This window comes from Actinocrinis sp. (assembly GCF_035653575.1).
GTDB lineage: Bacteria > Actinomycetota > Actinomycetes > Streptomycetales > Catenulisporaceae > Actinocrinis.
Map to the genome: position 1 here is coordinate 17,905 of NZ_DASRBQ010000042.1, position 22,451 is coordinate 40,355.

18 protein-coding genes are annotated in these 22,451 nt (G+C 69.5%); 16 read left to right on the forward strand and 2 right to left on the reverse strand.

All coding sequences use genetic code 11. From position 1 onward, the window contains the following. Nucleotides 1-483 precede the first annotated feature (483 nt). The 9 genes from VFA06_RS06465 (at nucleotide 484) to mnmA (ending at nucleotide 10,888) form a co-directional block, all read left to right on the forward strand. Nucleotides 484-1,473, forward strand: a complete 990-nt coding sequence (locus VFA06_RS06465; protein WP_324839503.1) for an ABC transporter permease — start codon at nucleotides 484-486, stop codon at nucleotides 1,471-1,473. Next, complete coding sequence (locus VFA06_RS06470) at nucleotides 1,470-3,359, forward strand: ABC transporter substrate-binding protein (protein WP_324839504.1); 1,890 nt, start codon at nucleotides 1,470-1,472, stop codon at nucleotides 3,357-3,359. The genes VFA06_RS06465 and VFA06_RS06470 overlap by 4 nt, the downstream gene beginning before the upstream one ends. A gap of 140 nt (nucleotides 3,360-3,499) precedes the next feature. Further along, nucleotides 3,500-4,495 (forward strand): ABC transporter permease, encoded by a 996-nt coding sequence (locus VFA06_RS06475; protein ID WP_324839505.1) that lies wholly within the window; start codon nucleotides 3,500-3,502, stop codon nucleotides 4,493-4,495. After that, nucleotides 4,492-5,724 (forward strand): ABC transporter ATP-binding protein, encoded by a 1,233-nt coding sequence (locus tag VFA06_RS06480; protein ID WP_324839506.1) that lies wholly within the window; start codon nucleotides 4,492-4,494, stop codon nucleotides 5,722-5,724. The genes VFA06_RS06475 and VFA06_RS06480 overlap by 4 nt, the downstream gene beginning before the upstream one ends. 301 nt (nucleotides 5,725-6,025) lie before the next feature. Beyond that, nucleotides 6,026-6,805 (forward strand): electron transfer flavoprotein subunit beta/FixA family protein, encoded by a 780-nt coding sequence (locus VFA06_RS06485; protein ID WP_324839507.1) that lies wholly within the window; start codon nucleotides 6,026-6,028, stop codon nucleotides 6,803-6,805. A gap of 19 nt (nucleotides 6,806-6,824) precedes the next feature. Continuing rightward, nucleotides 6,825-7,784 (forward strand): electron transfer flavoprotein subunit alpha/FixB family protein, encoded by a 960-nt coding sequence (locus tag VFA06_RS06490; protein WP_324839508.1) that lies wholly within the window; start codon nucleotides 6,825-6,827, stop codon nucleotides 7,782-7,784. Nucleotides 7,785-7,895: 111 nt separating this feature from the next. Beyond that, complete coding sequence (locus VFA06_RS06495; protein WP_324839509.1) at nucleotides 7,896-9,077, forward strand: cysteine desulfurase family protein; 1,182 nt, start codon at nucleotides 7,896-7,898, stop codon at nucleotides 9,075-9,077. Between the two features lie 62 nt (nucleotides 9,078-9,139). Continuing rightward, nucleotides 9,140-9,685 (forward strand): Uma2 family endonuclease, encoded by a 546-nt coding sequence (locus VFA06_RS06500; RefSeq protein WP_324839510.1) that lies wholly within the window; start codon nucleotides 9,140-9,142, stop codon nucleotides 9,683-9,685. 84 nt (nucleotides 9,686-9,769) lie between these two features. Then, on the forward strand, nucleotides 9,770-10,888 hold the full coding sequence (mnmA, locus tag VFA06_RS06505) for a tRNA 2-thiouridine(34) synthase MnmA (protein ID WP_324839511.1): 1,119 nt from the start codon (nucleotides 9,770-9,772) through the stop codon (nucleotides 10,886-10,888). Between the two features lie 61 nt (nucleotides 10,889-10,949). Here mnmA and VFA06_RS06510 read toward each other — a convergent pair whose 3' ends face one another. Then, nucleotides 10,950-11,402, reverse strand: a complete 453-nt coding sequence (locus tag VFA06_RS06510; protein WP_324839512.1) for a hypothetical protein — start codon at nucleotides 11,400-11,402, stop codon at nucleotides 10,950-10,952. A gap of 310 nt (nucleotides 11,403-11,712) precedes the next feature. On the opposite strand from VFA06_RS06510, the gene VFA06_RS06515 reads away from it, so the two are divergent. The 7 genes from VFA06_RS06515 to gatB all read left to right on the forward strand — a co-directional run bounded on the left by VFA06_RS06515 (nucleotide 11,713) and on the right by gatB (nucleotide 21,029). Beyond that, nucleotides 11,713-12,729, forward strand: coding sequence for a methionine synthase (locus VFA06_RS06515; RefSeq protein ID WP_324839519.1), 1,017 nt, complete (start codon nucleotides 11,713-11,715; stop codon nucleotides 12,727-12,729). A gap of 57 nt (nucleotides 12,730-12,786) precedes the next feature. After that, nucleotides 12,787-15,012 (forward strand): NAD-dependent DNA ligase LigA, encoded by a 2,226-nt coding sequence (ligA, locus tag VFA06_RS06520; protein ID WP_324839513.1) that lies wholly within the window; start codon nucleotides 12,787-12,789, stop codon nucleotides 15,010-15,012. Nucleotides 15,013-15,171: 159 nt separating this feature from the next. After that, on the forward strand, nucleotides 15,172-17,241 hold the full coding sequence (locus tag VFA06_RS06525; RefSeq protein WP_324839514.1) for a bifunctional diguanylate cyclase/phosphodiesterase: 2,070 nt from the start codon (nucleotides 15,172-15,174) through the stop codon (nucleotides 17,239-17,241). 138 nt (nucleotides 17,242-17,379) lie between these two features. Beyond that, the gene (gatC, locus tag VFA06_RS06530; protein ID WP_324839515.1) at nucleotides 17,380-17,688 is read left to right on the forward strand and encodes an Asp-tRNA(Asn)/Glu-tRNA(Gln) amidotransferase subunit GatC; all 309 of its coding nucleotides are present in this window, start codon (nucleotides 17,380-17,382) and stop codon (nucleotides 17,686-17,688) included. A 1-nt stretch (nucleotide 17,689) separates the two neighbouring features. After that, nucleotides 17,690-19,210 carry an Asp-tRNA(Asn)/Glu-tRNA(Gln) amidotransferase subunit GatA gene (gene gatA / locus VFA06_RS06535; protein ID WP_324839516.1) on the forward strand — a complete coding sequence of 507 codons (1,521 nt, stop codon included), beginning with the start codon at nucleotides 17,690-17,692 and terminating at the stop codon, nucleotides 19,208-19,210. Beyond that, nucleotides 19,207-19,509: a hypothetical protein gene (locus VFA06_RS06540; protein ID WP_324839517.1), complete on the forward strand. Its 303-nt coding sequence runs from the start codon at nucleotides 19,207-19,209 to the stop codon at nucleotides 19,507-19,509. Before gatA ends, VFA06_RS06540 begins: the two co-directional genes overlap by 4 nt. A gap of 17 nt (nucleotides 19,510-19,526) precedes the next feature. After that, on the forward strand, nucleotides 19,527-21,029 hold the full coding sequence (gene gatB / locus VFA06_RS06545) for an Asp-tRNA(Asn)/Glu-tRNA(Gln) amidotransferase subunit GatB (protein ID WP_324839518.1): 1,503 nt from the start codon (nucleotides 19,527-19,529) through the stop codon (nucleotides 21,027-21,029). 154 nt (nucleotides 21,030-21,183) lie between these two features. Here gatB and VFA06_RS06550 read toward each other — a convergent pair. Further along, nucleotides 21,184-22,451: hypothetical protein (locus tag VFA06_RS06550; RefSeq protein WP_349260073.1), on the reverse strand; the 1,268-nt coding region annotated here is incomplete at its 5' end.

Below are 22,451 nucleotides of genomic sequence, written 5' to 3' on the forward strand. Positions count from 1 at the left end.
GATCCAGCCACGGCCAATCACGGCGGCGTCATAACACTGTGCGATGGCTTCGTACCGAAAAGTGTCCCTGGTATCCGGCACCGCGCGCCACGCGGTAGTGTCGCCCCGACCGCGAACCCGACCGGGGTGCGGTGTCGAGACGAACCGCAGCGCGTCGCAGCGTCCGCCGCGAATGCCGCCGATGTCCGTAAACGCGCGAACTGATCCGGAACGGCTCGAATACGCCCGGTCACCAGCTGTAAGGGTTGAAAGCAGCGGCATGGCCGACTGGTCACGGTTGGGCAACAGGGGCTGCCGCGCTCTTCCTTTCGATCAGAGGTTTGGGGCAGGGTCCATGCCTGGCGACGTCTACCAAGGCGCCGCCGCGAGCAGCACCGCACACGTCGCGGTGATCCGTGCCGGTGTGCGTGCCTTACCGGGTCGCGCCGAGGGCTCGGACAGCCGCTCCGCTTGGGCCGCAAAGGTTTTAGAGGACGCGACTCGATGACGATCACCCGGGAGTCGGACGGGACTTTCCTGCCCGCCGCCGACGCCGCGCCGGCCAGTCCGGCGATCGAAGGGCGCTCCCTCGGCCGGATCGCGTGGAACCGCCTGAAGAAGGACCGGGTCGCGATGGCCGGCGGGTTCGTGGTCATCCTGCTCGTCCTCGCCGCGGTGCTCGCCGGGCCGCTCTCCTCGCTCAGCGGCAACGACCCGGACTCGCTGCACAACAAGCTGATCGACCCGAACTATCAGATCCCCTACGGCGGGATGGGCGGCATCAGCGGCCGGCACTGGCTCGGCGTGGACCTGCCCAACGGACGCGACATCTTCAGCCGCATCCTGTACGGCGCCCGCGTCTCGCTCGGCATCGCCGGGGTCTCCACCCTGGTGGCCATCGTGATCGGCGTGCTGCTCGGCGTGACGGCCGGGTACTTCGGCGGCTGGATCGACGCGATCATCAGCCGGGTCATGGACGTCTTCCTGGCCTTCCCGCTGCTGCTCTTCGCGATCGCCATCATCGGCGTGCTACCGGACAACGCTTTCGGGCTCACCGGCAACGGGCTGCGGTTCGGCGTGCTGGTCGTGGTCATCGGCTTCTTCTCCTGGCCGTACATCGGCCGGATCGTGCGCGGCCAGACCATCGCGCTGCGCGAGCGCGAATTCATCGCCGCGGCCCGCTCGCTCGGCGCGCGACCGGGCCGGATCATCGTGCGCGAGCTGCTGCCCAATCTGCTCGCGCCGATCCTCGTGTACGCCACCCTGCTGATCCCGGCCAACATCCTGTTCGAGGCCGGGCTCTCCTTCCTCGGCGTCGGCGTGAAGGACCCGACGCCGTCCTGGGGCGCGATGATCAACTCCGCGATCGGCACTTTCCAGATCGATCCGGAGTACCTGATCGTGCCCGGCACGGCGATCTTCATCACCGTCCTGGCGTTCAACCTGCTCGGCGACGGGCTGCGTGACGCCTTCGACCCGAAGGGGTCGCGTTGAGCGCGGCCGCGCGCGACGAGGCGCGCACCACCGCCACCATCCACCCGGCCAACAGCCGGCACAGTAACTCGCACACTGAGGGGTTTCTCCGCACCATGCGAAAGTCCAAGCTCATCGCCGCGGCCGCGGGCGTGATAGCCGTCGCCACCGCCGCGTCGGCCTGCGGCAGCTCGTCCTCCGGCGCCGCGAACTCGTCGACGAGCAGTTTCAACGCCGGTATGACCACGATCGTGAACCCGTCCTCGCACCAGGGCGGCGTCCTGCGCATGGCCCTGGTCTCCGACTGGGACTCGATGGACCCCGGCGACACCTACGACGCGTTCTCCTGGGACTTCGTGCGGCTCTACGGCCGCTCGCTGCTGACCTGGAAGCAGGCCCCGGGCTCCGCGGGCCTGCAGCTGGTGCCGGACCTGGCCACCGACACCGGCGAGGTCTCCGCCGACGGTCTGACCTGGACCTTCCACCTGCGTGACGGCGCCACCTACCAGGACGGCAGCACGATCACCGCGGCCGACGTGAAGTACGCGATCGAGCGCTCGAACTTCGGCCAGGACACCCTGCAGTTCGGTCCGAACTACTTCGCCAAGGTGCTCCAGGACAAGACCAACTACCAGGGCCCCTACCTCGACAAGAACGCCTCGGACGGCGTCTCCGGCATCGAGGTCGACGGCACCGACACGATCAAGTTCCACCTGACCAAGAAGTTCTCCGACTTCCCCGAACTGGCCGCGCTGCCTGACACGATCCCGGTCCCGCGGGCCAAGGACACCGGCGCCAACTACTTCAAGTCGATCGTCTCCTCGGGCCAGTACGAGATCTCCTCGTACGTCCCGGGCAAGGAGGCGGTGCTGGTGCCGAACCCGAACTTCAAGGCGGACACCGACCCCGAGGGCATCCACAAGGTCACCGCCAGCAAGATCGACGTGCAGCTGAACGTCAACCAGGACCAGATCGACCAGGAGCTGCTGCACGGCCAGCTTGACGTCGACCTCGACGGCACCGGCGTCGGCACCACGGCACAGTCGCAGATCCTGGCCAACCCCACGCTCAAGGCCCAGGCCGACGACGGCTACACCAACGCGCTGACCTACATGACGATCAACACGCAGGTCAAGCCGTTCGACAACGTCGACTGCCGGCGCGCGGTCGAGTACGCGGTGGACAAGACCACGGTGCAGTCCGCCCTCGGCGGCGCACTCGGCGGCGGCGACATCGCCACCACCCTGCTCACCCCGGACATGGCCGGCTACGCGCAGTCCAACCGCTACCCGACCCCCGGCAACCAGGGCGACCCGCAGCAGGCCCAGCAGGCGCTGACCGCCTGCCGGCACGCCGAGCCCGGCCAGTTCAACAACAACGACTCGCTGGACGTGAAGCTCTCGGCCCGCGCCGACCGCCCCAAGGAGGTCAACGCCGCGATCGCCATCCAGGCCGCGCTGAAGATGGCGAACATCAACGTGGAGATCGACAAGTACCCCTCGAACAAGTACTTCGGCTCCTTCGCGGGCAACGACTCCTTCGTCAAGTCGAACAAGATCGGCCTGTCGATGATGAAGTGGGGCGCGGACTGGCCGGACGTGTTCGGTGACCTGGACCAGGTCGTCACGCCGGACGGCATCCACCCCGGCAGCGGCTCGACCAACCTGGGCGACTACAGCAGCCCGCAGGTGCAGAACCTGTTCGCCCAGTACCTGGCCTCGACCGACGCCACGACGCGGGACAAGATCGGCACCCAGATCGACCAGCAGGTCATGGACGACGCGGCGATCGTACCGCTGGTCTACAACAAGGCGCTGGTCTACCACCCGGCGAACGTGACGAACTGGTTCATGCAGCCCGCCTTCGGCGAGCCGGACTTCTCCGTGCTCGGCGTGACAGGCAGCTGACAGAGCTGACGCAGCCGTGACGCAGCGGACCGCGCGTCGCTGAACGTCGCTGAACCAAGGCACCACCCCGTCATCCGAAGGCAGGTGAACGGCGAGCGGCGGCCCCGATCCAGGATCGGGGCCGCCGAGCCACCATCCCGATGCTGACCTACCTCGTCCGGCGTCTGCTGGCCGCCGTCGGCCTGCTGCTCGTGATCACCCTGATCACGTTCTGGATCTTCTTCGTGCTGCCGCGGTGGGCGGGCCAGACCCCGCAGTCGATGGCGGCCGGCTACGTCGGCAGGCAGCAGAACCCTGCCGCGCTGCAGGCCGTGATCGACCGCTTCGGCTTCGACAAGCCGCTGTTCGTGCAGTACTTCGACTACGTCGTCGGTATCGTCGGCGGCCGCACGTACAGCGACGGCGTCTCGCTGATCCACTGCAGCGCGCCCTGCTTCGGCTACTCCTTCAAGAACTACGAGCAGGTCTGGCCGACGCTGCTCAACCGCGCCCCGGTCACCATCTCGATCGCGGTCGGCGCGGGCGTGCTGTGGCTGGTGTTCGGCGTGCTGTCCGGTGTGATCTCGGCGGTGCGTAAGGGCAGCATCGCCGACCGGGCTTCGATGGGCATCGCGCTGGCTGGTGTGGCACTGCCGGTGTACTTCATCGGCCCGCTGCTTGAGGCGATGACCGGTCAATGGAGTACCAAGTACGTGCCCTTCCTCAGCAATCCGCTGCAATGGGCGCAGCACCTGCTGATCCCCTGGATCGCGCTCGCATTCGGGTACGCGGCGCTGTACGCGCGCATGACGCGTGCCGGCATGCTTGATGCCCTTAACGAGGACTTCGTGCGCACGGCGCGGGCGAAGGGTGTCCGGGAACGCAAAGTGCTCTACAAGCACGCGCTGCGCTCCGCACTCACGCCGATCATCACCATCTTCGGCATGGACCTGGGCACGGTCCTCGGCGGCGCGGTGCTCCTGGAGGTCACGTTCTCGCTGCCCGGCCTCGGGCTGCTCGCCGTGAACTCGATCGAGCAGGACGACTTCCCGGTGATGATGGGCGTGACGCTGATCGCCGCATTCTTCATCGTGATCGCCAACATCGTGGTGGACGTGCTCTACGCCGTCGTCGACCCGCGGGTGCGGCAGTCATGAGCGGGCGCCACGGCAAGAGCGCGCCAGCCGCCGAATCGGACCCAGGCGGGGCCGAGGGCTTCTCCCGCGGCCCTGGTCGCCGCCGTGCCCCGGATCCGGAGCCCGCCGCCGAGCCCGCCATCGTCAACTCGCCGTTCGAGTACGAACTTAACCAGTTCCCCGAGTTCACTCCGGGCTGGGACGTCGGCGAAGCGCGGCCGTTCCTGGAGGTGCGGGACCTGCGGGTGCACTTCCCGACCGAGGACGGCGTCGTCAAGGCGGTGGACGGCATCAGCTTCCGGGTCGAGCGCGGAAAGACGCTCGGCATCGTGGGCGAGTCCGGGTCCGGCAAGTCGGTCACCTCGCTCTCGCTGCTCGGCCTGCACAAGCGCCCGGACAAGCGCGGTCGCGGCGGTGCGCGGATCTCGGGCGAGATCTGGCTCGACGGCGAGGAGTTGACCACCGCGGCGCCGGAGCGGCTGGAGGAATTGCGCGGCGATAAGCTCGCGATGATCTTCCAGGACCCGCTGTCCGCGATGCACCCGTATTACACAGTCGGCGAGCAGATCGCCGAGGCGTACCTGGTGCACCACCGCGTGTCCAAGGCGGAGGCCCGCAAGCGGGCGATCGAGATGCTGGACCGGGTCGGTATTCCGCAGCCGGACGCGCGCGTGGACGACTACCCGCACAAGTTCTCCGGCGGTATGCGCCAGCGCGCGATGATCGCGATGTCGTTGATCTGCAATCCGCAGCTGCTGATCGCGGACGAGCCGACCACGGCGCTCGACGTGACAGTGGAGGCGCAGATCCTGGACCTCATGCGCGACCTACAGCGGGAGTTCAACAGCGCGCTGATCATCATCACGCACGACCTGGGTGTGGTGGCCGAGCTCGCCGACGACATCATGGTCATGTACGCCGGTAAAGCAGTGGAGTACGGTCCGGCCAAGACGGTGTTCACCGAGCCGGAGCACCCGTACACCTGGGGCCTGCTCGGCTCGATGCCGCGCCTCGACCGTGCGGTACAGGACCGCTTGCTGCCTATCCCCGGCAGCCCGCCCTCGCTGATCAACGTGCCGTCCGGCTGCGCGTTTCACCCGCGCTGCCGCTTCGCCGAGCTGGCCGCAGGCCGGTGCCGGGACGAGATCCCGCAACTGGCCGACAACGGCCGCAAGCATCTGGTCGCCTGCCACGTGCGGCCGGACCGGCGCCGCGACCTGTTCGCCGAGTACATCGCGCCGCACCTCTAACCGCAGCTCAACCGGCACGCCGGGCTCAGCTGACGAGCCGGCCTCCACCGCCGCCCTACTCCCGGGGCGTATCCCGCTTTAGCGAGGATGCGCCCCGGCGCTGTTTCCTTGCTGCACGCTGTACTGGCCTGGCAGGTGTGGCATTCTGTGGCCCACGACACATTACTGAACGGTAGTTTGGTGGCCGGAATCCCGTATCCTCGGCTGAGGGACTGGAACCGTCCGGGCGGTGCGCATGGCGCGCCGCGGCGGTCCGGCACCCGATCACCGTGAGACCGACCGTGCGGGAGGCGCCGGAGCAATGAAGATCGTCGTCCTTGTGAAGCAGGTACCGGACACGGCGGCCGACAAACGGCTGGACCCGGACACGCTGACCGTCGACCGGGCGGCTGTGGACGGCCTCATCAACGAGATGGACGAATTCGCCATCGAGGAGGCGCTGCAGCTGGTCGAGAAGCACGGCGGCGAGGTGACCGTCGTGTCCATGGGGCCCGAGGACGCCACCGAGGCGTACAAGAAGGCCCTGCAGATGGGCGCCGACAAGGCCGTCTTCCTCACCGACCCGGCGCTGGCCGGCTCGGACGCGCTGGCCACCTCGTACGCGCTGGCGCAGGTGCTCGGCACCCTCGAGTACGACCTGGTCATCCTCGGCTGCGAGGCCTCCGACGCGCGCACCTCGATCGTCCCGGCGCTGCTGGCCGAGCGGCTCGGCCTGCCGCAGCTGACCTTCGCCTCCAAGGTCGAGGTCGACGGCTCCTCGATCAAGATCAACCGGCAGACCGACTACGGCCACGATGTGGTCGAGGCGAGCCTGCCCGCGGTGGTCTCGGTGGTCGAGAAGATCAACGAGCCGCGCTACCCCTCCTTCAAGGGGATCATGGCCGCCAAGAAGAAGCCGGTGGAGACCCTGGACGCCGCCGCGGTCTCGATCGAGCCGGCCAAGGTCGGCGCGGCCGGCTCCTGGTCCAAGGTGCTCGACGCGGCCGTCGCGCCGCCGCGCGCCAAGGGCGTCATCGTGACCGACGAGGGCAACGGCGGGGTCGAGCTCGCCGACTTCCTCGCCTCGAAGAAGTTCGTCTAGGAAGGGCCGGGTAGCTGTCATGGCTGAGATCCTCGTACTCGTCGACCACGCCGACGGCGCGGTCAAGAAGGTCACCCTCGAACTGCTCACCAAGGCCCGCGAACTGGGCACGCCCGCGGCCGTGTTCATCGGCGCCGGCTACGACGACGCCAAGGACAAGCTGGCCGAGTACGGCGCGGCGAAGGTGTACGTCGCGGACGACCCGCAGCTGAGCGGCTACGTCGTCGCGCCGAAGGCCGAGCTGCTGGCCAAGCTGGTCGCCGACGCGCAGCCGGCCGCGGTGCTGGTCCCGGCCACCGCCGAGGGCAAGGAGATCGCCGCGCGGCTGGCGGTCAAGACCGACTCCGGCATCCTGACCGACGCGGTGGACCTGAAGCTCGACGGGGACTCCTTCGTCGCCGAGCAGTCCATCTTCGGCGGTTCCTCGATCGTGCACTCCACGGTCACCACCGGCACCCCGATCGTCGCGCTGCGCCCGAACTCCACCCCGCCGGCGCCCGGGCAGGCCGCGGCCGAGCGGGTGGACGTGTCGGTGGAGCTGACCGACGCGGCGAAGCTGGCCAAGGTCGTGGACCGGGTCGTGGTGCCCAAGGGCGACCGGCCGGAGCTGACCGAGGCGGCGATCGTGGTCTCCGGCGGCCGCGGCGTCGGCTCGGCGGAGAGCTTCTCGGTGATCGAGGCGCTGGCCGACCAGCTCGGCGCGGCGGTGGGCGCGTCCCGCGCGGCAGTGGACTCGGGCTGGTACCCGCACCAGTCGCAGGTCGGCCAGACCGGCAAGACCGTCTCCCCGCAGCTGTACATCGCGGCCGGCATCTCCGGCGCGATCCAGCACCGGGCCGGAATGCAGACCTCGAAGACGATCGTCGCGGTCAACAAGGACCCCGAGGCGCCGATCTTCGAGCTGGTGGACTTCGGCGTGGTGGGCGACCTGTTCAAGGTCGTTCCCCAGCTCACAGAGGAGATCGCGAAGCGCAAGTAGCGGGCTCGCGGCGGCACGCGGCGCACCGTTTTCAGCCCGAGCCAGTGGCCCCGGCGGCATCCCTTTCAGGCAGGGGACAGCGCCGCCGGGGCCACTATGCTTGAGAGTGAAATGACTTACCTCGATCACGCGGCCACCACGCCGCTGCACCCGGACGCGGTCGCCGCGATGACCGAGCAGTTCGCGCGGGTCGGCAACGCCAACTCGCTGCACGGCTCCGGACGCGCGGCCCGGCGGGTGGTCGAGGAGTCGCGCGAGGCGCTGGCCGAGGCGGTGCGCGCCCGGCCCAGCCACATCGTGTTCACCGGCGGCGGCACTGAGGCGGACAACCTCGCGGTCAAGGGGCTGTACTGGTCCCGTCGCGCGGCCGACCCGCGCCGCACCCGGATCCTGGCGCCGAAGATCGAGCACCACGCCGTGCTCGACCCGTTGCACTGGCTCGTCGAGCACGAGGGCGCGAGCGTCGACTGGCTGCCGGTGGACGAGCACGGCCGCGTCGATCCGGCCGCCCTGCACGAGGCGATCCGCCGCGATCCGGGGCCCGAATCCGTCGCCCTGGTCACCGTGATGTGGGCCAACAACGAGGTGGGCACGGTCCAGCCGATCCACGACCTGGTCGCCGTCGCGCACGCGCACGACCTGCCGATTCACTCCGACGCGATCCAGGCCCTCGGCCACCTGCCGCTGGACTTCACCGCCAGCGGCCTGGACGCGATGACGATCACCGCGCACAAGATCGGCGGCCCGATCGGCGTCGGCGCGCTGCTGCTGGACCGCAAGGCGGAGCTCACCCCGCTGCTGCACGGCGGCGGCCAGGAGCGCGACGTGCGCTCCGGCACCCTCGACACCCCCGCGATCGCGGGCTTCGCGGCGGCGGCCACGGCGGCGGTCCGTGACCTGGAGCACGAGTCGCGGCGCCTGGCGGAGCTGCGCGACCTGCTGATCGACGGAGTGCTCCAGGCAGTGCCCGACGCGGTCCTGTCCGGCGATCCGGGCCGTGGCCCCGAGGACCGGCTCCCCGGCATCGCGCACTTCTGCTTCCCCGGCTGCGAGGGCGACTCGCTCCTGCTCCTCCTGGACGCGCAGGGCATCGAGTGCTCAACCGGCTCGGCCTGTTCGGCAGGCATTGCGCAGCCGAGTCACGTGCTGCTGGCGATGGGTGTGAGCCCCGAACTGGCCCGCTGCTCGCTGCGCTTCTCGCTCGGCCGGACCTCGACCGCCGAGGACGTTAAGACGCTGCTCGAAGCCCTTCCGGCGGTGGTCGATCGCGCCAGGTCCGCCGGCCTGAGCTGAGCAATCTTCCTCGCCTGATTGCTAATCTGGATGCACCGGCAGCAACCGGAAGGAGCCGTGTTATGACTGCGCCGACTCTCCCCATGACGCCCGACGATGGTTGGACACTCGACAACCTCCCGGACAATCTGCCTAAGCACACCGAACTGATCCGGGGGGTCCTCGTCGTGAGCCCGCAGAAGGCATGGCACATGGGTGTGGTCGGTGTGCTTTGGTGGCACCTGCGCAGCCAGGCGCCCGCCGAGTTCGAGGTCATGCGCGAGATGGCGGTTAAGCGCAGCCAGCGTTCGGCCCCTGAGCCAGATCTGTCGATCATTCGCGCCGAGGCATACAGCCGACAGAAGAGCATTTTTTCCCCGGAAGACTTCGTGATGGCTGCCGAGGTGATCTCACCCGAGTCGGAAGAGCGTGATCGTGAAGACAAGCCGATCATCTACGCAGCGATGGGGATTCCTACGTTCTGGCTGATCGAGTGTGGCCCTGACGAGGCGCCGATCGTGCATGAGCACGAGCTTTACGGCGGCGCCTACCGACTGATGCGAACGCATATCGGCCGGTTGAAGACGCAGATTCCGTTCACGATCGACATCGCGCTCGAAGCACCGTAGCACCGAGCGGATCCCGGCTGATCATCTGAACCCTGCGCTGATCTCTGGACTACGCGGCTCGCGACACCACGTACCCTAGTAACCATGCGTGTTCTTGCGGCGATGTCCGGCGGAGTCGACTCTGCGGTCGCGGCTGCCCGTGCCGTCGAAGCCGGGCATGACGTGACCGGCGTGCATCTGGCGCTGTCCAAGAACCCGCAATCCTTCCGCACCGGGGCGCGCGGGTGCTGCACCGTCGAGGACTCGCGGGATGCCCGGCGTGCCGCCGACGTGATCGGCATTCCGTTCTACGTCTGGGACCTGGCCGAGCGCTTCCACGCCGACGTGGTCGACGACTTCGTCAACGAGTACGCCGCGGGTCGTACGCCGAACCCCTGCCTGCGCTGCAACGAGAAGATCAAGTTCGCGGCGGTGCTGGACAAGGCGCTCGCGCTCGGCTTCGACGCGGTGTGCACCGGGCACTACGCACGCGTCGTGGACGGTCCGGGCGGCTCGCGTGAGCTGCATCGCGCCGTCGATCCGGCCAAGGACCAGTCGTACGTGCTCGGCGTGCTGGACGCCGCGCAGCTCGCGCACGCGCTCTTTCCGCTCGGCGATTCGCTGAAGACCGAGGTGCGGGCCGAGGCCGACCGGCGCGGGCTCGCCGTCGCCGACAAGCCGGACTCGCACGACATCTGCTTCATCGCGGACGGCGACACCCGCCGCTTTCTCGCCGATCGCCTCGGCACCGAGTCCGGTCCGATCGTGGACACCTCGGGCGCGGTCGTCGGCTCGCACTCCGGCGCCTATGGCTTCACCATCGGGCAGCGCAAGGGCCTGCGGATCGGCGATCCGGCCGGGGATGGCCGCCCGCGCTACGTGCTCGACATCTCGCCGGTCAACAACACCGTGACCGTGGGCACCGCCGAGGAGCTCGCCGTGAGCGAGGTCTCCGGCGACCACCCGCGGTGGTGCGGCTCCGCTCCGACGGGCGAGTTCGAGTGCCTGGTGCAGATGCGGGCGCACGGCGAGCCTGCGCCGGCGAGCGTGCGGTACGACGCCGCGCAGAGCGTGGTGACGGCCCGGCTCTCCTCTCCGGCACGCGGCATCGCACCCGGGCAGACCGCGGTGTTCTACGACGGCACGCGCGTGATCGGTTCGGCGACGATCAGCTCCACGCGCCGCGCGAGCGCCGCTGCGCAGGGCGTTTCAGCGTCTGCGTAGCGGGTCGCTCATGCATGAGCGTGCGTAACCGCTCTTATACGTAGCGGCATGTGACGTCGCGTCAGACGTCGAACCGCACGTACACGCCGCGCCGCTCGTTGTGCGCCACCTCGGCGAGCAGTGCCAGGGAACGCAGCAGCGCTCCGTAGCGGTGCGCGTTCCAGTCCGCTCCCCACGCGCGCAGCTCCCAGTCCAGCGCGATCTCGTCGAGCTCGGCGTTGCTGCGACCGCGCAGGCTGCGGAGCAGCGCCGGACGCACGCACAGCACCACGCGCTCCTCCGTGCCCTGCGCCAGTGCGCCTGGTCCGGGACCGAGCTCGCGCGCCGGAGTCAGCACCGCCTCGCGTACGACGACCGGGTCGTGGCCGGTCATCAGCGTGTCCAGCTCCAGAAGCTGGGCCGGGTCCAAGTCCGCCGCATCCACGCAGGCCAGGTCGAGCCCGTCGGTGTCGCCCCCGGCGGCCGCCAGCCGCAGCAGTTGCGCGGCGTCCGCCGCGAAGAAGATGGTCTGCACGCGGATTCCCTCCTTAGCCGCTGCTTGCCGTTGCTCCCTGTCAGTGCCAACGTCAGACACGCTGCTACCCGTTCCGGACCGGCCCAGACCTGCTGCGGACCGGCGCATAGGATCACTACCCCGTTGAGTGCCAGAGTGTTGCAGAACCGACCGATTTCCGCAGCGGATTTGCTCGTCGTTCGCTAAGTCGGAGGAACCGGCGATTGCGTCTACGCTCAGTTGCGTGACCACAGATCCTCAGGAAAAGGCCCAGTCGCAACCGTCTCCGCAGCCTTCCTCTGCTCCGCTCTCGGCTCCGTCTGGCACAGGCATCGGTTCATTGCCCGGCCAGGACATGCCCGAGGCAATCCGTATGGTCATGGGTGAGCTCGGTGAGCGTCCCGGAGTGCCTTTCCTGCCCGAGCTGCCGCAACGCGGCGTCGGCGCTGACATGGTGGGGCGCGGTACCGCACTGTTGGTGGACCTTTACGCGGAAGTTCAGCCCTCGGGCTGGCGTATCGCCGATAGGCCGGGACGCGACCACGGCAGGGCACGTAGTCACCTCTCCTCCGACTTGGACCTGTTGGAGGAGTACACGCAGGGCTACACCGGACCGCTCAAGATCCAGGCCGTAGGACCGTGGACGCTCGCGTCGACCGTCGAGCTTCCGCACGGCGACAAGTTGCTGGCCGACTCGGGGGCGGTGCGTGACGTCGCCGAGTCGCTCGCGGAAGGGCTACGGCTGCATATCGCAGACGTGCGGAAGCGTGTCCCCGGGGCGCACGTAATCCTGCAGCTCGATGAGCCAGCGCTACCTGGGGTGCTGAAGGGAACGGTGCCGACCGCGAGCGGATTCGGTTCGCTGCGCGCCGTTGAAGAAACCGTTGCGCGCGAGCAACTGCGCACAGTCATCGAAGGCGTGCGATTCGGCGACAACGCAGCCGACGCCTCCTCAGCTACTCCAGTCATCGTGCATTGCTGTGCGCCTGACGTACCGTTCGACACGTTACGTCGCGCCGGCGCCACCGGGATTTCCTTCGATATGTCGCTCCTTCGCGAGCGCCACGACGAAGCGCTCGGCGAGCTGATCGAGTCTCAGATCCTGCTGTTCGCCGGGATCGTGCCTTCGGCAGACCCGGCGAGCGCGGCCCCCGGCGTGACGCCCTCCGTGAAGGGACTCTCGGACAGAGTCCTCGCCTTAAGCCGCCTCGGCTTCCCGGGTCCGCGCCTCGCCCAATCGGTGGTCGTCACGCCGTCCTGCGGGCTGGCCGGAGCCTCGCCCGGCTGGGCCCGGCGGGCACTCAAACTGTGCCGGGACACTGCTCGGGCTCTTGAAGAGCTTGACTAGTTTTGTCGGTGGTGACCGGTAGCTTTGAGCTACCGACGAGCACGAGGGGACGATCCGATGGCTGGCGAAACCGCTGGCGGCGCGGCCGGCACCGACCCGCTGAGCGCGGCGCGCACCCGGCATGCCGACCTCGCGGAGCAGATCGAGGAGCACCGCTTCCGCTACCACGTGTCGGACGCGCCGACGATCTCGGACGGCGAGTACGACGCGCTGATGCGCGAACTCGACGCGCTCGAGAACGAGTACCCGGAGCTGCGCACCCCCGACTCGCCGACGCAGAAGGTGGGCGGCGCGGTCTCCACCGAGTTCACCTCGGTCCCGCACATCGAGCGGATGCTCTCGCTGGCCAACGCCTTCGACTTCGCCGAGCTTGAGGCCTGGCACGACCGGGTCGTCAAGGAGGTCGGCCTCACGCCGGCCTACCTGTGCGAGCTCAAGGTGGACGGGCTGGCGATCGCCCTGGTCTACGAGCACGGCCGGCTCGTGCGCGGAGTGACCCGCGGTGACGGGCGCACCGGCGAGGACGTGACGCCGAACGTGCGCACCATCAGGGGCATCCCGCACCGGCTCACCGGCAGCGCCGATCACCCCGTCCCGGACCTGGTCGAGGTGCGCGGCGAGGTCTACTTCCCGGCGGCGCAGTTCGACGAGTTCAACGCCGCCATGCAGGAGTCCGAGGGCCGCACCTTCGCCAATCCGCGCAACGCCGCCGCCGGTTCGCTGCGCCAGAAGGACCCGAAGATCACCGCGCAGCGGCCGCTGCGCATGGTGGTGCACGGCATAGGGGCCCGGCGTGGCCTGACCATCGACTCGCAGTCGCACGCCTACGAGTTGCTGCGCGCCTGGGGGCTGCCCACCTCGGACCGGGTCAAGGTGGTCGACAGCCTCGACGGGGTCAAGGAGTACATCGAGTACTACGGCAAGCACCGGCACGACGTCGAGCACGAGATCGACGGCGTGGTGGTCAAGGTCGACGACCTGGCGCTGCAGGGCAGGCTCGGCGCGACCTCGAAGGACCCGCGCTGGGCCATCGCCTTCAAGTACCCGCCGGAGGAGGTCACCACCAAGCTGCTCGACATCAAGGTCCAGGTCGGGCGCACCGGGCGGGTGACCCCGTACGCGGTCATGGAGCCGGTCAAGGTGGCCGGATCCACGGTCGGCTTCGCCACCCTGCACAACCAGGAGGTGGTCGAGCGCAAGGGCGTGCTGATCGGCGACACGGTCATCCTGCGCAAGGCCGGCGACGTCATCCCGGAGATCGTCGGGCCCGTGGTGGACCTGCGCGACGGCACCGAGCGGCCCTTCCAGATGCCGAAGAACTGCCCGGACTGCGGCACCCCGATCGCCGCCCAGAAGGAGGGCGAGATCGACCTGCGCTGCCCGAACGCGCGGCACTGCCCCGGGCAGATAAGGGAACGCGTCGCCTATCTGGCCGGGCGCAGCGCACTGGACATCGAAGCCCTCGGATACGAGGCCGCCGTCGCGCTCACCCAGCCGGACGAGGGTGAGCCGCCGCTGCGGGACGAGGGCGATCTGTTCGAGCTGACGGTGGAAAAGCTGGCCGCGCCGCGGATGTACCAACAGGCGCGCGGCAAAGACGCGAAGGAGGGCGACCGCGAGCTGGTGCCCTACTTCTACACCAAGCCCACCGCGAAGAAGCCCTCCGTCCCGACCAAGACCACCGAGCAGCTGATCGAGCAGCTGGAGCAGGCCAAGACCCGCGAGCTGTGGCGCTACCTGGTCGCGCTGTCCATCCGGCACGTCGGCCCGAGCGCGGCCCGGGAGATCGCCCGCGAGCTGCGTTCCCTGGAGCGGGTCTCCACGGCCACAGCCGAGGAACTGGCGGCGATCGAGGGCGTCGGGCCGACGATCGCGCAGTCCATCGTCGAGTGGTTCGCCGTGGACTGGCACAAGGAGATCGTCGAACGTTGGCTGGCCGCCGGGGTCAGCCCCTCGGTCCCGGCCGACACCGGGCCCAAGCCGCTGGCGGGCCTGACCATGGTGATCACCGGCACCCTCGCGGGCTTCACCCGGGACGGCGCCAAGGAGGCGGCGCAGGCCGCCGGGGCGAAGGTGTCCGGATCCGTCTCGAAGAAGACCTCATATGTGGTGGTCGGGGAGAATCCGGGCTCGAAGCACGATAAAGCGGTCGAACTGGGCGTACCGGTGCTCGACGAGGCGGGCTTTCGCCGACTTTTGGCGGAGGGGCCGCCCGCCGGACCTGCGCAAGACGCAGGCCAGGAGGAGTCCGCAGTGGGTGGTTCCCCGTCCGGGGCGGCGTAATCCTGCCAATTTCAATCAGGCTTGTTTGAGTCACGATCTGCCGCGAACCCTCGCGGGAGTACGAGCCTTGCGAATAATCTGGGGCGGTCGGATCCGGGCGGCGCCTACCGGGACCACAGCCGGGCACAGCCGCCGGCTGTGTGGCGGCGACCGGAATGCATGAGAGACCAGGGCGAGGGCGGGATGGCGCAGGCGGTGCACCGTACTGACGCTGTCGCGCGCCCGCTTGCGTTTCGCGCATACCTGCTGCTGACCAACCTCGTCGGTGCGTGCGTGATCGGCTACGCGGCGGCCCGGGTGATCCAGGACCTCGGCAGCGGGCACCTGCGCGGCTCCGGTGCCGCATGGCTGCTCGGCCTGCTGGTCGTGGTCGGTGAGCTGCGCCCCGTGCTGGCCCGGCACGAGCACGACGGCTCCACCACCGCGGTCGCCTTCTCCCTGGCGCTGCTCTCCCTGTGCGGCTGGCACGCCGCCGCCGTCGCGCAGGCCGTCGCCGTGGTCGTCTGCGCCGTGGTCAACCAGCACAGCTGGTGGCGCACCACCTTCAACGTGACCCAATACGCCGTCTCGCTCGCCCTGGGCGGGATGGTGTTCGGGCTCTTCTTCCAGGAACCGCTGCAGATAGGCGACTCGCTCGGCTGGCAGCGCTCACTGGCCCTGGTCGTGGCCGGCGCCGTGTACGCGACGGCCAATCACCTCTTTGTCTGGGCCGCGCTCAGCCTGTCCAGCGGCGTGCCGCTCATGGATCTGATCCGGCGTGAGGCGCTGCATCAGGTCAAGGCGACCGGCGCGATGGTGGTGCTGGCGCCGCTGGTCGCCTCGGTGGCGCTGAGTGATCCCGGGCTGCTGCCGTTCTTCGTCCCGGTGCTGCTGATCGTGCACGGCAACGCCGAGATCGGGCGGGAGCGGGACTGGGAGTCCAGTCACGACGAGCTGACCGAGCTGCCCAACCGCAAGATGCTGCGCGAGCACGGGGAGCAGGCGCTGGCCGAGGCCGCGCGCACCGGCCGGCACGTGGCGCTGCTGCTGCTCGACCTGGACCGGTTCAAGGAAGTCAACGACACCCTCGGCCATCTGACGGGCGATCAGCTCCTGCGCGTCGTCGCGGCCAGGCTCGGCTGCGCGGTCAGCCACGAGAACACCGTCGCGCGGCTCGGCGGCGACGAGTTCGCGGTGCTGCTGCCCAACGTCGAGGACGAGGCCGCGGCCATCGAGGCGGCGCGCAAGCTCGCCGACATCTTCGAGGACCCGTTCCCGCTGCATGGCATCACCCTCGACCTGGAGGCTTCGGTCGGCGTCGCGCTCTACCCCGACCACGCCGAGGAGTTCGAGCAGCTGCTGCAGCGCGCGGACGTGGCGATGTACCTGGCGAAGAAGTCCCGCTCCGTGGTCGCCTGTTATGAGGCCGGCCGCGACCTGAACACCCCCGACCGGCTCGCGCTGCTCGGCGACCTGCGCCGGGCGCTCGAAGCCGGCGAGGTGCAGCTGCACTACCAGCCGAAGGTGGCCTTCGCGACCGGTCAGGTGGTCGGCTTCGAGGGCCTGGTGCGCTGGCAGCACGCGACCCGCGGCGCGGTGAACCCGGAGGAGTTCGTCGAACTGGCCGAGCAGACCGGGCTGATGCCCAAGCTCACCGAGTACGTGGTCGACCAGGCGCTCGCGCAGGTCGCCCGCTGGTGGCGCTCGGGGCTGGCGGTCCCGGTCGCGGTCAACGTCTCGATGCGCGACATCCACTGGCCCGGCTTCGTCCCGGCGATCCAGGCCGGGCTGCTCAAGTACGGCGTCCCGCCGACCGCGCTGCAACTGGAGATCACCGAGCGCGTGCTGCTGGAAGACCCGCAGCGCGCCGCCGCCACGCTTGGCGGACTGGAGGCGCTGGGCGTGCGGCTTTCGCTCGACGACTTCGGCACCGGCTACTCCTCGCTGGTGCTGCTGCGCAAGATCCCGGTCAACGAGATCAAGATCGACAAGTCCTTCGTCGCCCGGCTGGCCCACGACCCGGAGGATGCCGCGATCGTGCGCTCCACCGTGGACCTCGCCCACTCGCTCGGCCTGCACGTCGTCGCCGAGGGTGTCGAGGATGACGTGACCTGGGACCGGCTCGCCGCGCTCGGCTGCGACGCCGCGCAGGGCTGGCTACTGGCCAAGGCGCTGCCCGCACCGGAGGCCACGCGCTGGCTCAACGGCCGCTCCGCGGGACCTGAGCGCGAGTCATACCTCGTGCGCTGACGTCCCCGCGTGCCGGACGCCGGTTATCCACAGGTGCGCGAAAACCGACACAGTCCGTCGCCACGCGCCGACTACGATGGAGCGCAGCGTTGTGTTGTGACAACGCCACAGACTCCAGTCGGCACAGGAAGGCCCCGGATGCCCTCGATCACCCGCGAGGAGGTGGCACACCTCGCCAAGCTCTCCCGCATGGAACTCAGTGACGCCGAACTCGACCACTTCGCCGGCCAGCTCGACGCGATCGTCGGCGCGGTGGCCCGGGTCGGCGAACTGCCGACCGAGGACGTCCCGCCGACCTCGCACGCGCAGCCGCTGACCAACGTCTTCCGCGCGGACGTCGTGCGGCCGGCCGGCACGCCGATCCTGGACCGCGAAGAGGTGCTGGCCCAGGCCCCCGCCGCCGAGGACGACCGGTTCCGGGTTCCGCGCATCCTCGGGGAGGACTGAGGTGTCCACATCCGCATCAGGCTCCGATGTCACCCGGCGCACCGCCGCTGACCTGGCCGCCGCGATCGCCTCCGGCGAGCTGACCTCGGTCGAGGTCACGCAGGCGCATCTGGACCGCATCGCCAAGGTCGACGAGAAGGTGCACGCTTTCCTGCACGTGGACGCCGAGGGCGCGCTCGCCGCGGCCGCGGCCGTCGACGCCAAGCGCGCCGCGGGGGAGCGGCTCGGTCCGCTGGCCGGCGTACCGCTCGCGCTCAAGGACGTGTTCACCACCCGCGGCATCCCGACCACCTGCGGCTCGAAGATCCTCGAGGGCTGGCTGCCGCCGTACGACGCCACGGTCACCCGCAGGCTGCGGGAAGCCGACGTGGTGATCCTCGGCAAGACGAACATGGACGAGTTCGCGATGGGTTCCTCCACCGAGAACTCCGCCTACGGCCCCACCCGCAACCCTTGGGACCTCGAGCGCATCCCCGGCGGCTCCGGCGGCGGCTCGGCGGCCAGCCTGGCCGCGTTCCAGGCCCCGCTGGCCATAGGCACCGACACCGGCGGCTCGATCCGCCAGCCCGGCGCGGTCACCGGCACCGTCGGCGTGAAGCCCACCTACGGCGGCGTGTCCCGGTATGGCCTGGTCGCCTTCTCCTCCAGCCTGGACCAAGGCGGCCCGTGCGCGCGCACCGTCCTGGACGCCGCGCTGCTGCACGAGGCGATCGCCGGGTACGACCCGCTCGACTCCACCTCGATCGACGCGCCGGTGCCGCCGGTGGTCGAGGCGGCCCGCCTCGGCGCGAGCGAGGGAGTCAGGGGCCTGCGCATCGGCGTGGTCAAGCAGTTCGACGGCGAGGGCTACGCCCCGGGCGTGCGGCAGCGTTTCCGCGAGTCGGTGGACCTGCTGGCCGAGCTCGGCGCCGAGATCGTCGAGATCGACGCGCCCTCATTCGACTACGCGCTGCCCGCCTACTACCTGATCGCGCCGAGCGAGTGCTCCTCGAACCTGGCCCGCTTCGACGCGATGCGCTACGGCCTGCGGGTCGGCGACGACGGTACTCGCAGCGCCGAGGAGGTCACCGCGCTCACCCGCGAGGCCGGCTTCGGTGCCGAGGTCAAGCGCCGCATCATGCTCGGCACGTACGCGCTGTCCTCCGGCTACTACGACGCCTACTACGGGCAGGCGCAGAAGGTGCGCACCCTGATCATCCGCGACTTCGACCGGGCCTTCGAGCGCGCCGACGTGCTGGTCTCGCCGACCACGCCGACCACCGCGTTCAAGATCGGCGAGCGCGCGGACGACCCGATGGCGATGTACCTGGCCGACCTGTGCACCATCCCGACCAACCTGGCCGGCAACGCGGGCATGTCGGTGCCCTGCGGCCTGGCGCCGGAGGACGGACTGCCGGTCGGCTTCCAGATCCTGGCGCCCGCGCTCAAGGACGACCGGCTCTACCGGGTCGGAGCGGCCTTGGAGGCGGCGCTGCAAGACCGGTGGGGGCACCCGATCCTGGAGGAGGTCCCGGCGCTGTGAGCAAGACTGAGTCCAAGAAGGCCGGGTCGAAGAAGGACAAGCCGGTCGTCAAGGTCCCCAAGAGCACGGTGGGTCGCGCGATGTTCGGCGGCACCCAGGTCCTCGCCGCTCTCTCCGTGGCCCGTTCCCTGCGCGCGGCCCGCGCCAAGGGCGACCGGCTCGCGTTCGTGCACGCCGCGCTGAACGCCGCCACGCTCGTGGTGACCCTGCTGCTGGCCAAGCGCACCATGCGCGAGGCCAAGCAGGCAGCGGAAACCGAGGCGGCCGAGCCGCTCATGCTCCCCTCCGGCAAGAAGTAGAAGGACGAACCCACGAGATGAGTGTGACGACCGAAGAGCTCCTCGGGTTCGACGAGGCCCTGGAGCGGTACGACCCGGTGATGGGCCTTGAGGTCCATGTCGAGCTGGGTACGAGCACGAAGATGTTCTGCTCCTGCCCGACCGAGTTCGGCGCCGAGCCGAACACCCAGGTCTGCCCGACCTGCCTCGGGCTGCCCGGCTCGCTGCCGGTGGTGAACGGCGCCGCGGTGGAGGGCGCGATCCGGATCGGCCTCGCGCTGCACTGCGAGATCGCCGAGTGGTGCCGGTTCGCGCGCAAGAACTACTTCTATCCGGACATGCCGAAGAACTTCCAGACCTCGCAGTACGACGAGCCGATCTCGTACAACGGGTACCTGGACGTCGAGGTGGAGGGGCAGACCTTCCGCATCGGCATCGAGCGCGCGCACATGGAGGAGGACACCGGCAAGTCCACTCACGTGGGCGGCGCGACCGGGCGGATCCATGGCGCGGAGTACTCGCTGGTCGACTACAACCGGGCCGGCATCCCGCTGATCGAGATCGTCACCAAGCCGATCGAGGTTCCCGGGCACCTGGCCCCTGCGGTAGCCCGCGCGTACGTCACCGAGTTGCGCGAGCTGATCAGGGCCCTGGGTGTCTCCGAGGCGCGCATGGAGCGCGGCCAGATGCGCTGCGACGTCAACCTGTCGCTGCGGCCGAAGGGTGAGACCAAGTTCGGCACCCGCTCGGAGACGAAGAACGTCAACTCCCTGCGATCGGTGGAGCGGGCTACCCGTTACGAGATCCAGCGGCACGCTGCGGTGCTGGCCTCGGGCGGCAAGATCGTGCAGGAGACCCGGCACTTCCACGAGAACGACGGGACCACGACCTCGGGCCGAGTGAAGGAGGAGGCGGAGGACTACCGCTACTTCCCCGAGCCGGACCTGGTGCCGGTGGCGCCTTCGCGCGAGTGGGTCGAGCAGCTGCGTGGCACGCTGCCGGAGTCGCCGAGCGCGCGGCGGCGCAGGCTCGCCGAGGAGTGGGGCATCTCCGACTTCGACATGCAGACCGTGGTCAACGCCGGGGCGCTGGACTCGATCGTGGCGACCATCGACGCGGGCGCCCCGGCCGATCAGGCCCGCAAGTGGTGGACCGGCGAGCTGGCCCGGGTCGCCAACGAGCGCGGGGTCGACGTGGCTGAGCTGCCGATCACCCCGGCGCAGGTGGCCCGGGTGGTCGCGCTGATCGGGGCGGGGGAGCTGACCGACAAGCTGGCGCGCCAGGTGGTCGAGGGAGTGCTGGCGGGCGAGGGCGATCCGGACGCGGTGGTCGCGGCGCGCGGCCTCAAGGTGGTCTCGGACGACTCGGCGCTGCTCGCGGCGATCGACGAGGCGATCGCGGCCAACGCCGCGGTCGCCGAGAAGATCCGCGGCGGCAACCACGCCGCGGTCGGCGTCATCATCGGCGCGGTGATGAAGGCGACCCGCGGCCAGGCCGACGCGGCCCGCGTCCGCGAGCTGGTCCTCGGCCGCCTGTCGTAGGCAGGCGCTGAGCCGGCGGCCACAAAGCAGCCGCGATGATGGGCGAAGTAAGACGGCGGGGCCTGCACCGATCCAATCGGTGCAGGCCCCGCCGCTGTTGTCCGGCCTTCTTATCGTCCGGGTTCTCGCAGGTTCGAGTTGCCGCCGCGGCCGGTTACTGGAGCAGTTCCGCCTGAAGGATCATCACCTGCTGGAACGGTGCGAACTGGAGGCTCGTGGGTCCGGATTGGGTGACCACTGCGACGGTGTCACCCGAGACGAACGACCCATACTCGGCGATCTTGCCACTGCCCTTTACCGTCGAATACTCGCCGTTCACGCCGCTCGACAGCACGACGAGATCCTTTGCCGTGGTGTTGTTCGGTACTCCGGTGATCGCCGTTGAGAGCGCGGGCTCGTCCAGCGCCGTGAGGTTGCCGTCCGCCAACGCGGACTGCGCGCCGGAGGCAGCCTTGTTGTCGGCGAATTGGAGCAGGTAGATCGTCGTCGTCGCGTTGTCGGCGGCGGTCCAGCTCGCGGCGGCCGTGTGTCGTAGCCCGTATTCGGCGAGGATTTGCTTGCCGTCCTGGTCGATGAACAGCGGCGACGCGTCGGCGAGCCAGCCGTTGACGGCGTTCTTCACCGGCTGAGTCGTCGCACCGACGGGCTTCGGCAACAGCAGCTTTCGAATATCGGCGAGGTGCTGCCCGGATTCCGCCCCGGCTGAGGAAGCGGGCGCGGGCTGGCCGGCCGGAAGCGCCGGGAGACTGAGCTGCGGGAAGGCGTACCGGCCGTCCGACGGAGTGCCGAGGCCTGGCATGTCAGTGCGCTGGGGAATCGTGAGCGCGAACGCGGTACCACCGCCGACTGCGAGCGTCACGGCTACTGCGCCAATCCAGCGCAACGCGTTGCGACGCCTGCGCGACCGGCGAGCCGCAGCCTCCGCGAGCCGCGCCGACTCGGCCTCGATCAAGGCAGGGTCGGGAGCGACAGTGACAGCGGCGGCGGGAATGATGCCACCGGCCGGATCGGGAGCGGCGGCAACAGTGACGGTACTGGCTAGGGCTGCGGCAGCGGTGCTGTCGGCGCTGATTGGGGCGGTGGTGGCGGCGACGGTCCCCGTTGGGTCGGCGACACTAGCGGGAATGATGCCATCAGCCGGGTCGGGAGCGGCGGCGGTAGCGGCTGGGGCGGTTCCGGCCGGATCGCCGTCCGCCGGGTCGGTCGGGGCCGGATCGGTTGCGACCGTATCGCCAACGGCCGTGTCGGTAGCAGCTGGAGCGATTGCGGCCGGGTCGCCGTCCGCCTGGCTGGGAGCTGCTGGAGCGGTAGCGGCGGGTTCGGCGGCTTGAGCCTCCGCGAGCTCGGCCGGGTCGATCGGCTCGGCCGCCTCGCCGGGCAGTCCTGTGTCTGTCGTCATCACGGCCTCACTGATCAATGCTC

Excerpts from the sequence above, each read along its gene's own strand:
- gatB (WP_324839518.1), top strand. The coding sequence starts at position 19,527 with ATGAGTGTGACGACCGAAGAGCTCCTCGGGTTCGACGAGGCCCTGGAG.
- VFA06_RS06485 (WP_324839507.1), top strand. The coding sequence starts at position 6,026 with ATGAAGATCGTCGTCCTTGTGAAGCAGGTACCGGACACGGCGGCCGAC.
- VFA06_RS06475 (WP_324839505.1), top strand. The coding sequence starts at position 3,500 with ATGCTGACCTACCTCGTCCGGCGTCTGCTGGCCGCCGTCGGCCTGCTG.
- VFA06_RS06465 (WP_324839503.1), top strand. The coding sequence starts at position 484 with ATGACGATCACCCGGGAGTCGGACGGGACTTTCCTGCCCGCCGCCGAC.
- VFA06_RS06495 (WP_324839509.1), top strand. The coding sequence starts at position 7,896 with ATGACTTACCTCGATCACGCGGCCACCACGCCGCTGCACCCGGACGCG.
- mnmA (WP_324839511.1), top strand. The coding sequence starts at position 9,770 with ATGCGTGTTCTTGCGGCGATGTCCGGCGGAGTCGACTCTGCGGTCGCG.
- ligA (WP_324839513.1), top strand. The coding sequence starts at position 12,787 with ATGGCTGGCGAAACCGCTGGCGGCGCGGCCGGCACCGACCCGCTGAGC.
- VFA06_RS06480 (WP_324839506.1), top strand. The coding sequence starts at position 4,492 with ATGAGCGGGCGCCACGGCAAGAGCGCGCCAGCCGCCGAATCGGACCCA.
- VFA06_RS06525 (WP_324839514.1), top strand. The coding sequence starts at position 15,172 with ATGAGAGACCAGGGCGAGGGCGGGATGGCGCAGGCGGTGCACCGTACT.
- gatC (WP_324839515.1), top strand. The coding sequence starts at position 17,380 with ATGCCCTCGATCACCCGCGAGGAGGTGGCACACCTCGCCAAGCTCTCC.
- VFA06_RS06490 (WP_324839508.1), top strand. The coding sequence starts at position 6,825 with ATGGCTGAGATCCTCGTACTCGTCGACCACGCCGACGGCGCGGTCAAG.
- VFA06_RS06500 (WP_324839510.1), top strand. The coding sequence starts at position 9,140 with ATGACTGCGCCGACTCTCCCCATGACGCCCGACGATGGTTGGACACTC.